General features: G+C 64.4%; 8 protein-coding genes. 4 read left to right on the top strand and 4 right to left on the bottom strand.

What is annotated here, in order from left to right; genetic code table 11:
* Positions 1 to 78: 78 nt before the first annotated feature.
* Both uvrB and BM216_RS17160 read right to left on the bottom strand, forming a co-directional pair.
* Positions 79 to 3,186 carry an excinuclease ABC subunit UvrB gene (gene uvrB, locus BM216_RS17165; protein WP_093000410.1) on the bottom strand — a complete coding sequence of 1,036 codons (3,108 nt, stop codon included), beginning with the start codon at positions 3,184 to 3,186 and terminating at the stop codon, positions 79 to 81.
* A 125-nt stretch (positions 3,187 to 3,311) separates the two neighbouring features.
* A complete protein-coding gene (locus BM216_RS17160) occupies positions 3,312 to 5,303 on the bottom strand; it encodes a putative bifunctional diguanylate cyclase/phosphodiesterase (protein ID WP_093000409.1) in 1,992 nt (663 codons plus the stop codon).
* A gap of 301 nt (positions 5,304 to 5,604) precedes the next feature.
* On the opposite strand from BM216_RS17160, the gene BM216_RS17155 reads away from it, so the two are divergent.
* The 3 genes from BM216_RS17155 to BM216_RS17145 all read left to right on the top strand — a co-directional run bounded on the left by BM216_RS17155 (position 5,605) and on the right by BM216_RS17145 (position 8,772).
* Positions 5,605 to 7,077: a DUF1800 domain-containing protein gene (locus tag BM216_RS17155; protein ID WP_093000408.1), complete on the top strand. Its 1,473-nt coding sequence runs from the start codon at positions 5,605 to 5,607 to the stop codon at positions 7,075 to 7,077.
* A 4-nt stretch (positions 7,078 to 7,081) separates the two neighbouring features.
* Positions 7,082 to 8,269, top strand: a complete 1,188-nt coding sequence (locus BM216_RS17150) for a DUF1501 domain-containing protein (protein WP_093000407.1) — start codon at positions 7,082 to 7,084, stop codon at positions 8,267 to 8,269.
* Positions 8,270 to 8,340: 71 nt separating this feature from the next.
* Complete coding sequence (locus BM216_RS17145; RefSeq protein ID WP_093000406.1) at positions 8,341 to 8,772, top strand: hypothetical protein; 432 nt, start codon at positions 8,341 to 8,343, stop codon at positions 8,770 to 8,772.
* Positions 8,773 to 8,827: 55 nt separating this feature from the next.
* Here the strand turns inward: BM216_RS17145 and BM216_RS17140 are convergent, their stop codons facing one another.
* Both BM216_RS17140 and BM216_RS17130 read right to left on the bottom strand, forming a co-directional pair.
* Entirely contained in the window at positions 8,828 to 10,147 is a 1,320-nt protein-coding gene (locus tag BM216_RS17140) for a phthiocerol/phthiodiolone dimycocerosyl transferase family protein (RefSeq protein ID WP_143102786.1), read from the bottom strand.
* A 175-nt stretch (positions 10,148 to 10,322) separates the two neighbouring features.
* Positions 10,323 to 10,718: an acyl-CoA thioesterase gene (locus tag BM216_RS17130; RefSeq protein ID WP_093000403.1), complete on the bottom strand. Its 396-nt coding sequence runs from the start codon at positions 10,716 to 10,718 to the stop codon at positions 10,323 to 10,325.
* A gap of 230 nt (positions 10,719 to 10,948) precedes the next feature.
* Here BM216_RS17130 and BM216_RS17125 point away from each other — a divergent pair, with 230 nt between their 5' ends.
* On the top strand, positions 10,949 to 12,766 hold the full coding sequence (locus BM216_RS17125) for a methyl-accepting chemotaxis protein (protein ID WP_093000402.1): 1,818 nt from the start codon (positions 10,949 to 10,951) through the stop codon (positions 12,764 to 12,766).
* The last annotated feature ends 116 nt before the right edge of the window (positions 12,767 to 12,882 follow it).

Here is a 12,882-nt window from a genome sequence, read left to right as displayed (position 1 = left end):
GGCAGGGCTGATCGGGCTAGTCGCCCCTCATCCGGCTGCCGTCACCTTTTCCCGCTTACGGGGAGAAGGGACTTGTGGTTACCGCCCCGGCCGCCCCGTCTTGCCCTTTGTGCGGCTCTTTCGCTTCTGCTCGCCGGGATCCTCGTAGGAGCCGGCGCCGATCTTGCCGCGGGCGATGGGGCGCGGATCGTCCTTGGCGGCCCCCTCATCCGCCCTGCGGGCACCTTCTCCCCGCTGGGGAGAAGGAGTATCACCGCGTTCCGGCTGGCCTTCGAGGAGGGGCGAGAAGCGTTTCTTCGTCGAATAGGTTTCCGGCGGGCGTTCGGGCAGGCGGGTGTCGGCCGGCTTTTCGGTGCGGCCGACGGTCATTTCGTCCAGCGTGTTGCGGCGGAACAGGGGGCGTGCGGTGTCTGTGCCGGGGCCCATGTCGTCGATCGACGGTTTCTGGAACAGAGACGTCGAGGGTGCGGAACCACCCCCCTCTGCCTTGCCAGGCATCTCCCCCACAGGGGGGGAGATCGGCTTGTTGCGACCGCTCGGGCCGCCTTTCCCGTTTTTGGATGAGCCACTTTCCTGGCTTTTCGCCTCGTCCCTCGCGATCGGGTCGTCCATCGAGGCGAGTTCGGCGGCCTTGAGGCGTTTGATCTCGTCGCGCAGGCGGGCGGCCTTTTCGAAGTCGAGGTCGGCGGCGGCGTCGCGCATGGACTTTTCCAGCGCGTTGAGATGGGTCTGCAGGTTGTTGCCGACCAGGTGGCCGCCGTCTGCAAAGCCCTTGCCGGAGGTGCCGGAAATGTCGGCGCGGACGTGGTCGCGCTCGTAGACCGAGTCGAGAATGTCGGAGATGCGGGCCTTGACCGATTCCGGGGTGATGCCGTTTGCGGCGTTGTATTCCATCTGCTTCTCGCGGCGGCGGGCGGTCTCGTCCATCGCCCGCTGCATCGAGCCGGTGACCTTGTCGGCATAAAGGATGACCTTGCCGTCGACGTTACGCGCGGCGCGGCCGATCGTCTGGATGAGCGAGGTTTCCGAGCGGAGAAAGCCTTCCTTGTCGGCGTCCAGAATGGCGACGAAGCCGCATTCGGGGATGTCGAGGCCTTCGCGCAGCAGGTTGATGCCGACCAGCACGTCGAAGGCGCCCAGCCGCAGGTCGCGGATGATCTCGATGCGTTCCAGCGTGTCGATGTCGGAGTGCATGTAGCGGACGCGGACGCCCTGTTCATGCAGGTATTCGGTGAGGTCTTCGGCCATGCGCTTGGTGAGGACGGTGCAGAGGGTGCGGTAGCCCTTTTGCGCGGTCTCGCGGATTTCGCCGAGCACGTCGTCGACCTGGGAGCGGGCGGAGCGGACTTCGACCGGCGGATCGATGAGGCCGGTCGGGCGGATGACCTGTTCGGCGAAGACGCCGCCGGACTGGTCCATCTCCCAGGCACCCGGCGTCGCCGACACGGCGACGGTGAGGGGGCGCATGGCATCCCATTCCTCGAAGCGCAGCGGGCGGTTGTCCATGCAGGAGGGCAGGCGGAAGCCGTATTCGGCAAGCGTCGCCTTGCGGCGGAAGTCGCCGCGATACATGCCGCCGATCTGGCTGACCGAGACGTGGCTTTCGTCGATGAACAGAAGGGCGTTGTCGGGGATGTATTCGAACAGGGTCGGCGGCGGCTCACCGGGATTGCGGCCGGTGAGATAGCGCGAATAGTTCTCGATGCCGGCGCAGGAGCCGGTCGCCTCCATCATCTCGACATCGTAGCGGGTGCGCTGTTCCAACCGCTGGGCTTCCAGCAGGCGGCCGCCCTTTTCCAGCTCGGCCAAGCGGATCTTCAGCTCTTCCTTGATCGCCCGGATGGCGCCGTTGAGAGTGGGGCGCGGGGTGACATAGTGGGAATTGGCGTAGATCTTGACGCTCTTCAGGTCGCCGGTCTTCTGGCCGGTGAGCGGGTCGAACTCGGTGATCGAGTCGATCTCGTCGCCGAACATGCTTATGCGCCAGGCGGCATCTTCAAGGTGGGCCGGGAAGATCTCGATCGTGTCGCCGCGGACCCGGAAGGAGCCGCGGATGAAATTGATGTCCTGACGCTTGTATTGCTGGGCGACGAGATCGGCCAAGAGCTGGCGCTGGTCGAGCCGGTCGCCGACCGCCATCTGGAAGGTCATCGCCGTATAGGTCTCGACCGAGCCGATACCGTAGATGCAGGAGACCGAGGCGACGATGATGCAGTCGTCGCGTTCCAAGAGCGATCGGGTGGCGGAGTGGCGCATCCGGTCGATCTGCTCGTTGATCGAACTCTCCTTCTCGATAAAGGTGTCGGAGCGCGGCACATAGGCTTCCGGCTGGTAATAGTCGTAATAGGAGACGAAATATTCGACCGCGTTGTCGGGGAAGAAGTTCTTGAACTCGGAATAGAGCTGGGCTGCGAGCGTCTTGTTGGGCGCCAGGATCACGGCGGGGCGCTGGGTCTCCTCGATCACCTTGGCCATGGTGAAGGTCTTGCCGGAGCCGGTGACGCCGAGCAGGACCTGGCTGCGCTCGTTGTTGTTGATGCCCTCGACGAGATCCTTGATCGCGGTCGGCTGGTCGCCGGCGGGCTTGTAGTCGGATGCCATGCGGATGGTGACGCCGCCCTCGGATTTTTCCGGCCGCTGCGGCCGGTGCGGCGTCCACAGCTTGCCGTCCTTGAACAGCGGATTGCCGCTTTCGATCAGTTTCGACAATGCATCGACGGTGGCGGTGACGGCGCCCGGGGCGAGGCTCTGGGCGTCTTCGAGCGAGATGTCGAGGCCGGCGACCGGATTGAGGCCGGCGGCGGCGCGGGTCTTCGGATCCGACGAGGCGCCGATCGAGACGCCGCGGGCGGTTTTCTGGGCAGTAGTGTTCTTGGCGGTTTTAGGTGCGGTCTTGCCCGAAGTCTTGCCGGCGGCCTTCTTCGCCTTGGCGGTTTCCTCTTCGGCCTCACGGATCGCCTGTTCGCGGGCGGCGATCTCGATCTTCTTGCGGTGCTTGCCGGCCTTGGAGGCGATCTCGCGCTGGGTCTCGACGCCGGACGCTTCCGCCTCGGCCTCGAGCTGCTTCACCCAGTCGGCGACGCTGCCTTCCAGGGGGGCGCCTTCGAACGACGATTGGGGAGCTTCACCGAAACCGGAACGATCTTCGCGGTTTTCGGGCGTGGATTTCTTCGGAGATCTGGCCATGCCGCGAATATGGAGAGAGTCCGGCAGGAAGTGAAGGGGGTGAGGCGGAAAATGAGTACAAAAGGGAAACGGAGATTTTCGCAGGCGGTGAGTGGTGTTGCTGGAAGCGGGAGTCCGGGGAAGCCTTACGCCGCCGGGGTCAGGGCTCTTGCCTCCAGCCAGGTGGCGATCATTTCGGCGGGCATGGGGCGGGCGAAGTAGTAGCCCTGGCCGGCGGGACAGCCGAGGTCGCGCAGGGTGTCGGCTTCCTCGGCGCGTTCGACGCCTTCCGCGACGATGTCCATCGACAGGGCGCGGCCGAGGCCGGCCAGGGCGCCGACGATTTCCTGGTTCTGGCGGCTGGTCTCGATGCCTTCGACGAAGCGGCGGTCGAGCTTGAGGCGATCGACCTTGAGGCTGACGAGATAGGCGAGCGAGGAATGGCCGGCGCCGAAATCGTCGACCGCCAGCTTGTAGCCGGAGCGCTCGATATGTTTCAGCTGCTCGCCGGCGACGAGCGTGTCGATAATCGCCTCCTCGGTGATCTCGATCTCGAAGAGGCCTGGATCGATGCCGTGGGCGCGGGTGACGCGGTCGAGCGTGTCGGCGACCGAATAGAGCTCGAATTCGCGCGGGGAAATGTTCACTGCGACAGTGGCCTCCGGCAGGCCGAGGCCGGGGAGGTCGGACAGAAGGCGACAGGCAGTTGCAGTGATGGTCTCGGTCAGTGCCTCGGAGAGATTGAGGGCATGGGCGGCGGTGACGATCTCCGGCGGCGGGATCATGCCGAGCTCGGCATGCCGCCAGCGGACCAACGCCTCGAAGCCGACGACGCGGTTTTCAGCCAGATCCAGCTGCGGCTGGAACCAGGGGCGGACGTCACCGGCCTTCAGGGCGGCGGGAAGATCCTCCTCGATGCGGCGGCGGCGCTCGGCCTGATCCTTCAATGAATGGTCGAACTCGCGCCAGAGACCGCGGCCCTCGTCCTTGGCGCGGTAGAGCGCCATGTCGGCGGAAACGAAGAGGTCGGTCGCGGTATCCGCGTGTTCCGGCGCGATGGCTATGCCGATCGAGACGCCGGACATGACCGGGCGCCCCTGAATGACGAAGGGCTCGCGACCGCGGGCGAGGATCGTTTCGGCAAGGCTGCGCGCGTCGTCTCCGGCTCGCGGCCCGCCGATGATGATGGCGAATTCGTCGCCGCCGAGCCGGGCGATGACGCCGCGGCCGCCGACCGCCTCGCGCAGCCTGCCGCTCGCCTGGTAGAGCAGGTCGTCGCCGGCGGAATGGCCGAACGTGTCGTTGATCGTCTTGAAGCGGTCGAGGTCGAGGATCAGCAGCGCCAGCTCTTCCCTGCGATTGCGGGCGTTGTCGATGCCTTCGGTCAGCGAGGCGTTGAAGGCGGCACGGTTGGCAAGACCGGTCAGCGGGTCGCCGTTGGCGAGGATTTCAAGCCGTTCATTTGCGCGCATGATGTCGGCATTGGCCTGGGACAGCGAGCTTGCCAGGGCTGTGGCGCGCAGCTGCGCGGTGATGTTGCCGATGACGATGTTTTCGCCCTTCACGCCGCTCTTGTAGAGGACGAATGTAAGCGCCAGCACGTTGAGTGCCAGAAGGCGCCCGCCGGCACTGGTATCCATCAGCAGGCTGACGATGACCGACAGATGCACCGGAAACGCGAAGGCGAGCGCCGTCACCGCATGGCCGGTGCCGAGAAGGACCGCGCCGGTGCCCATGCCGCACATCAGAATATAGATGCCGCCATCGACGCCGAGCGGCTCGAAACCCGGCAGGGTAAAGGGCAGGGCTGCCCAGGCAAGGCCGCTGACGAAGGCACCCAGGACCATGACGCGCAGGGTCAGAACCGGCTTTAGATGTGGCAGCTGCCGCTGCACCAGCATGCGGGCAAAAAGGAAACGCCCGGCAATCGTGACCATGGTGATGAGAAGCCAAACCAGCGAGGAGCCGGTGACGCCGCGGTTTATGCTGCTGAGGAGCACGGCAGACAGAGAGACGGCGGCGTTGACGACAAGCGTGGTGGTCAGACGGTCAAGTATCGTGTCCGCCTGGGCGCGTTTGACGGCAAGCGCGAGCTGAGGCTCCATCCGGCCATCTGTCATATTCGTCTGCGTGGTCATCGCGTCGCCCGGTTACAGTATCGACCTCTATAGTATGAGGCATTGCTAATAATAAAGTCTTTTCGATCGCGTAGTTGGGGCGCGGCGATTCGTGTTTATCCTCAATAATGCGTGAATGTGGCTTTCTCCAGCCTCTTCCCGATTGTCATTCATATTTTGAACGGCGATCTAGCACGTTAGATCGGGAACGAGTCGGCGGGCTGGCGGGTTACAAATCATCCATTTTTCCTGCGTGCCACATTTTGCCTCGGTTTCCGCCTCACTTGTCGGCAGTGACTCGACGATCGAAAGGAAGCAGCGCATGGCTCTTGCACGGCCAACTCTGGCAGCAATCCGCTATGGATACGGGCTTCGCGCCGGGCAGGATGCGCCTGACGATGCCGATGGCCTGCTGGATCAGCTGCTGAAGGGCGTGAGCCGGAAACCGCGCTTCCCACGCGAAGGCATAGGCGGGCGGCAGGAGACGGCGCGGCGGATGATTTCGCTCAGGGCTGCCGAAGCCAAGGCGGCAAAGGACGGCAAGCCGAACGAGAGCATCCGCAAGGAGACCCAGCGCGAGGCGCAGCGCGCCTACCGTGTCGACGCCATGGCGCGCCTGTCCCAGGCGGTGCATTCGCGCTACGGATTCTACGAACGGCTGGCCAGCTTCTGGATGGATCATTTTTCGACCAGCGCGCTGAAGTCGCTGCCGATGCGGATGATTGTCCCGCTCTACGAGGCGCAGGCGATCCGTCCCAATATCGCCGGTTCCTTTTCGGACCTGCTGAAGGCCGCGATCCTGCATCCGGCAATGCTGATCTATCTCGACCAGAACCAGAGTGTCGGACCGGATTCCGTCGCGGGGCGGGAGAACGGCCGGGGGCTGAACGAAAATCTCGGCCGCGAGCTTCTCGAACTCCATACGCTTGGCGCCGGCAGCGGATATGGCCAGGACGATGTGCGGGCCGCGGCACTGATCCTGACCGGGCTGTCGGTCGACAGCCGTGCGCTTGAGGTCGTCTATCGTCCGCGGCGCGCCCAGGGCGGGCCGATCACGCTTCTCGGCCGGGATTATGAGGATGACGAGGGGAGCGGCCAGGATCACATGCTGATGCTGGAGGATCTGGCCGCCGATCCACGGACCGCAAGGAACATATGCCGCAAGCTGGCGGCCCATTTCGTCAGCGACGAACCACCGGCCGAACTGGTCGATGCGATGGTGGCGGGATGGAACGGCGGCGACGGCAATCTGGCGGAAGTCTACCGGGCGATGCTGGAGCATCCATTGGCCTGGGAGAGCCCGGGACAGAAGATCAAGCAGCCGTTCGAATTCATCGTCTCCGGCTTTCGGGCACTCGACCTGCCGGATGAGAACCTGACGGCGCTGCTGCAGGACATGGATGGCGACGACGAGCCGGGACCGGTGGGCAAGGCGATGCAGATGGCCAGCAGCAGCAAGGCCGAGGAGATGCGCAAGAAGCGAGCCGCCCAGGCGAACAGCCTGACGCTCGGTGCCTTGCAGCGGATGGGGCAGCCGATCTGGCAGCCGACAAGCCCGGCAGGTTTCGCGGATATTGCGAGCGTGTGGCTGACGCCGAGCCAGCTCAGCGAGCGGATCGCCTGGTCCCGCCTCGTTGCGCGGCTGCTCGGGCAGAAGCTGGAACCCTCTGATTTTCTCCAGGCGGCGCTCGGCGATGCCGCCTCGGCGGAGACGCGGCGGATCGTTTCGCAGGCGCCAAGCCGTATCCACGGGCTGACCATGGTTCTGGCATCCGCCGAGTTCAACAGGAGATAGACCGATGAGCTTCGATCAAAGCGCTGAACGTTTTCGCCTGTCGCGCCGCGGCTTCCTGGCCGGCGCCTGCTGTGCCGCTGCCGCGCCGGTGCTGACGCCGGTGACGTTCGCAGCCATGCCGGGCGACAATCGCTTCGTCACCATCATCCTGCGCGGCGCGATGGATGGGCTCGATCTCGTGCAGCCCTATGGAGACCCGGCCTTCGCGGCTTTGCGCCCCAAGCTTGCCCGCAGGCCCGACACCGGACTGCTGGATCTCGACGGCTTGTTCGGTCTCAATCCATCCGCCTCGGCGCTGATGCCGCTGTGGCAGGCAAACCAGATTTCCTTCGTCCATGCGGTCTCGACGCCTTATCGCGACCAGCGCAGCCATTTCGACGGGCAGGATATCCTGGAGACGGGCGGAGCGGACAAGAACCAGAAGAGCGGCTGGCTGAACCGGGCACTTGCCGTCATACCGCGTTCCGACGCACGCCGGGCGATCGACATCAATACGTCGATGGAGCTGATCCTGACCGGTCCCAACAAGGCGGATTCCTGGTCGAGCCAGAGCAATTTCGCGCTGGCCGAGGACGAGATCGCCTTTCTCGACCGGCTCTATGCCAACGATCCGGCTTTCGCCAAGGCGCTGAACGAGGCCAAGGAGGCGGACATCGCTTCCGACCTTCTGTATGGGGACGAGAAGCGCGGTGCCGGAATTGCCGACATGGCGAGGCTGACGGCCGGGATGCTGCGCGAGGATTATCGCGTCGCGAGCTTTTCGCTCAATGGTTGGGATACCCATGTCGGCCAGCCGATGCAGTTCGGCAAGGCGGCCGGCGACCTGGCCACCGCCATTCTGACGCTGAAGGACGCCATGGGCGACGACGTCTGGAACAAGACCGTCGTGCTGGCGATGACCGAGTTCGGCCGCACGGCACGGGAGAACGGCACCAACGGCACCGACCATGGAACCGGCGGGCTTGCCATCCTGGCGGGCGGCGCGGTGCCCGGCGGCAAGGTGTTGGGCAATTGGCCGGGACTGGGCGATGGTGACCTGCTGGACGAGCGCGACCTGATGCCGACCGGTGACGTGCGCGAGGTGGCGGCTGCGATGCTCTACCGCCAGTTCGACATCACACCGGGCAACCTGACGGGCAAGGTATTCCCGGGTTTGGGATTCGATACGTCGTCGGTCTACCTCAAAGGGTGATAGGTCGACGGGCCGCGTCGCCTCGATACCGGTTTTAGGCCAGTATGGACGCGGGTGTCGGGAAACCAGCCATGGCAACGCTCAGGATATATGGACTTTACGACCCGAAGATGCGGGAGCTTGTGGTCGAGCTGCGTCATTTCCTGCGCGTGCTCGCTCCGAAGTCGGTGCAGGCGACGTGGACGGTTTCGGCGGTGAAATCCTCCGAGCCCGGGCGCCAGTGGTTCGATGCGACCGGCGATGGCGGCGAGGAGCTCGAAGCGCTGGCGCGGGACAATGCGAAGGTTTCGGGTCCGGTTCTGGCGGCGCTGGCGGAGGCGACGGACCAGGTGATCTGGGGTGAATTCACCGGCCGCTTCCCCACCGAGACCGACAGGGACTGGATCGTCATTCGCGCCGTGGACAGCAGCTTCTACGAAGTGACGACGCTGGACGACACCGCGATCGGCAAGATCAGGGCCGCCTTCAAGGACGTGCGGAGCGCGGACGAGCCGTTCGCATAAGGCCGCCCCGGGCCGTTCCGCGCTCCGTCAGTCGCATAGGCATGGATATGGGCAGTCAGGCGGACAGCGTTGTCGCGACCTCGAGCCATTGCCGGACCGAGCCGAGAAGCGGCATGGTGCCGCTGGGTGTCGTCTCGACCAGGCGAAGGCAACAGCCCACCGTTGCCGCGCCGAGAAAGCGCGATTGCGGCGCCTGAGCATGATAGACCGGACCCCAGACGGCGGAGATGCGCAGATCGCCGAATACCTGGCGAATCGAGAGCCGGCCGAGGTTCGATATCATCGCATCGCGGTGCCGCGCCGTCATCAGGCCCATGGCAAGATCGGGCTGGGCGGAGGCGGGGAGATTGGTCATGACCGATTTCATGAATTTGGATGTCGCGGTGATGTTTTTCGCGAGCGCGATTTCATCGGTGGCCTGGCGTGCCAGTGCCCAGAAGCTCTCCTGATTGCTGGCGAGATGCACATGCCGGCTGACGCCGATATAGACGCCGCAGCTCTCGTCGTTGACCCCGAGCAGTTCGCGCAGGTCGAGGGGCGAGACGATCGTATAGGGAATGCCCGGCCGCTGTTCGTAGCCGCTCAGGGTCTGGGCGGCGGACAGGGCGCCGTGCACGGTTGTCCCCTGCGTCCGCGCCTTTTCCCGCAGCCGCCGGGTCAGGACCTTGTCGAGAGCGACGGCCTTGACACTCGGCCGACCGGCAAGGCTGGCCTGTCGCGATGCCTCGGCCCCGATGGCGCGCAGAGCATCGGCATCCAGCTTCTGCGGTGGCTTTGGATCGCAGGAGCGGGTGAATTCCGGATGCATGACCGTCAGCGTATCGCAGGACGGGCGGGAGGAGAGCAGGCCGATATGCTGACCAGCAAGGGCCGCCACCAGGTCGCGCAGCACGAAGACGGCCGACATCCCGTCGGCGATCGCGTGGTGAAAGGTGAGCAGGATCTGCGCCCGTCCCGGCCGGTGGAACACCGTCGCCCGCATCAGGGGACCCGGCGCCGACGCCAAGGGCAGCACCTGCTGGTACTCGATCTCGCGCATCCAGTCGTCGTCATCGACGAGCGGTCTGAGCGCGACCTCGATCGGGTGGTCGGATATGTAGAAGGCCGGACGCGGCCTGCCGCCGAAAGCCGACTGGTCGTGGATCTCCACGTTGAGGAGCGGGTGCCTGCGTTGCAGGCGGGCGAACGCATGCGGCAGTTCCTGAAGCGGCAGGTCGCCGTCGATCTCGGCGGCGATGGAGAATTGTTTCGGATGATCGAGGGAGCACAAGTAGTAAAGGCGCTCATAGACGCCCATTTCGCGCAGCCGGACCATAGGGGGGGGAAGCCCGCCGCAATCGGTCAAATCGGACGGGAGTTTTTCGGGAAGGGCCAAGGCGGCATCTCCAAAATCGGGATTGTCGCCCAATTTGAAAAGCCAGCGTTATCCGTTGGTTTCGGTCCTTTCGAATGTCGTTGCATATGACACGGGGGCATATGACACGGGGCATATGCCGCGGGACAGGTGGGATCAGGGGAGATCGACGCGGCCGGATTGCCGCGTCCGGGACCTATTCTTCGGAGGGGACGGGCGTCGACTTGCCGTTCTCGTCGAGCGCGACCATGACGAAGGTCGCGGCGGTGACTTTTTCCAGCGCGCGGTGCCGGGAGCGGTGCGCCCAGGCTTCGACATTGAGGGTGATGGAGCTGGTGCCGACGCGGGTGATCTCGGTATAGACGTTGAGCGTGTCGCCGATCTTGACCGGAAGCTGGAAGGCCATTTCCTTGACGGCGGCGGTGACGACGCGGCCATGGGCGCGTTCGGCGGCGCGGATGCCGCTGGCCAGGTCCATCTGCGCCATGACCCAACCACCGAAGATGTCGCCGGCCGGATTGGCGTCGCTCGGCATTGCCAGCGTTCTCAAGGTCAGTTCACCGGTCGGTTTGGCGGCGGGCGTCGTGGTCATGGGGCGAAGTCTTCCTTGCTGTTCGTCGAGCTTCTTGCGGAGCGCTCTCTAAGTGGCTGACATTAGCGAGGTTTCTCCGCTTTGCCAGCGTCTTTTCGTCATGCTCCCATGTGCAGGAGGCATGGCGCCGCATTAGACCTTCGACTAATGCGCGTATCGGTGGAATTTTACACCGCAGTAATCTCCCTTGTTTAGAATTTAATGCGAATTGCAAATAATGGGGGAGTAACATGCAACGTCTAGCAATTTCCTGGCGGCTTTATTGCCTTGTCGGATTGTCACTGATCATTCTCGCGGCGGCGCTGACCTTCAGTCTATTGGAAAGTTATTCTTCATCGGAGCGGGAACGGAAGGCCGGTCTCGCGCAGATGAACGACACGGCGCTGGCCGTGATGAAGAAATACCAGGCGATGGAAGCCTCGGGCGCAATGACGCGCGATCAGGCGCAGACCGAGGCAAAGGCGGTGATCTCCGCCATGCGCTACGATAACGGTTCGGGCTATTTCTGGATCAACGACATGCATCCGACGATGGTGATGCATGCGGTGAAGCCGGAGATGAACGGCTCCGACCTGACGCAGAACAAGGACCCGAACGGGAAATTCCTGTTCGTCGAATTCGTGAAGGTGGTGAAGGCCGGCGGCAAGGGGTTTGTCGACTATTACTGGCCGAAGCCCGGTGCCGACCAGCCGGTGGAAAAGTTCTCGCATGTCGCCGGTTTCGAGCCCTGGGGCTGGATCGTCGGCACCGGCGTCTATGTCGACGACCTCGACGCGATGTTCCGCCGCGACGCCTTTACGTTTGCCGGGATTTTTGGCGTGGGCGCACTGCTTCTGATCGGTGGAGCCTGGTTCGTCGTCAAGAGCGTCACCGGTCCGCTCTACAAGGTACGGCAGGTGCTGCAGGCGATCGCAGGCGGCGCGTCCGGCGTGGCGGTGCCCTGTACCGAACAGAAAAACGAGATCGGCGAGATGGCCCGTGCGCTTCTCGTGTTGCGTGACTCGGTCGAGGAGCGCTCGGCGCTGCAGGCCCGTGAGGCGGATCAGCAGCGTGCGATCGCGGCGGAACGGTCTGCCAGTGAGCGGGCGATCTCGACTGCTGCCGACCGTCAGTCGCGGGCGATGCAGGAACTGGGAGCCGCGCTCGAGCATCTGGCGGGCGGCGATCTTTCAGTCTCGCTCGGCGAGATCGGCGAGGACTATGGCAAGCTGCGCGGTGACTTCAACGCTGCGGTCGGTGCGCTGAATTCGGCGATCGTGGCGATTTCGGAGACCGGCATGATCGTGCGCGACAGCGCCTCGGACATTTCGAGCGCGACCGGCAATCTGGCCAAGCGCACCGAGCAGCAGGCGGCGGCGCTGGAAGAAACGGCGGCGGCGCTCGACGAGATCACAACCACCGTGCGCACCGCCTCGCAGCGGGCCAAGGAAGCGCGCGACATGGTGAGCGAGACCAAGGCGAGCGCCAGCCGCTCCGGTGCGATCGTCCGCGATGCGATCGACGCGATGGGCCGCATCGAAGGCGCGTCGAGCAAGATCAGCCAGATCATCTCCGTCATCGATGAGATCGCCTTCCAGACGAACCTGCTGGCGCTGAATGCCGGTGTCGAGGCGGCGCGAGCCGGCGAGGCGGGCAGGGGCTTTGCAGTCGTTGCCTCCGAGGTCAGGGAGCTCGCGCAGCGCTCTGCAGGGGCTGCGAAGGAGATCAAGACGCTGATCTCGAATTCCGTGCAGGAGGTCGAGGGCGGGGTGGCGCTGGTGCGCTCCACCGGCGACGCTCTGGTCGAGATCGCGGCACTGGTCGAAAAGGTCAATGCCCATGTGGAGACGATCGCGACCACCTCGCAGGAACAGGCGACGGGGCTGCAGGAGATCAATTCCTCGGTCAACCACATGGATCAGATGACCCAGCAGAATGCCGCGATGGTGGAGGAGACGACGGCGGCAAGCCAGGTTCTCGCCGAACAGAGCCTGCACCTGCAGCATCTGCTTCAGGCATTCAGGCTGGATGCTGCGGGCGGCGGACAGCGCCTGACGCGCGCTGCCTGAGGTTCCGGCCTTTTACGCTAACGCATTGATTTGCATATAACCGAAGGCCGGATGCGAAAGCATTCCGGCCTTCGATCTCTGTGATCGGCTTGGCCCGGCGTCGTATCGGCGACCCG

It is taken from the genome of Rhizobium sp. NFR07 (assembly GCF_900111905.1).
Taxonomy (GTDB): Bacteria; Pseudomonadota; Alphaproteobacteria; order Rhizobiales; family Rhizobiaceae; genus Neorhizobium.
This window is presented reverse-complemented; position numbering and strand designations above follow the sequence as displayed.

What these genes read in the sequence shown, in the direction of transcription:
- uvrB (WP_093000410.1), bottom strand. Translation starts at nt 3,186, where the DNA reads ATGGCCAGATCTCCGAAGAAATCCACGCCCGAAAACCGCGAAGATCGT.
- BM216_RS17160 (WP_093000409.1), bottom strand. Translation starts at nt 5,303, where the DNA reads ATGACCACGCAGACGAATATGACAGATGGCCGGATGGAGCCTCAGCTC.
- BM216_RS17155 (WP_093000408.1), top strand. Translation starts at nt 5,605, where the DNA reads ATGGCTCTTGCACGGCCAACTCTGGCAGCAATCCGCTATGGATACGGG.
- BM216_RS17150 (WP_093000407.1), top strand. Translation starts at nt 7,082, where the DNA reads ATGAGCTTCGATCAAAGCGCTGAACGTTTTCGCCTGTCGCGCCGCGGC.
- BM216_RS17145 (WP_093000406.1), top strand. Translation starts at nt 8,341, where the DNA reads ATGGCAACGCTCAGGATATATGGACTTTACGACCCGAAGATGCGGGAG.
- BM216_RS17130 (WP_093000403.1), bottom strand. Translation starts at nt 10,718, where the DNA reads ATGACCACGACGCCCGCCGCCAAACCGACCGGTGAACTGACCTTGAGA.
- BM216_RS17125 (WP_093000402.1), top strand. Translation starts at nt 10,949, where the DNA reads ATGCAACGTCTAGCAATTTCCTGGCGGCTTTATTGCCTTGTCGGATTG.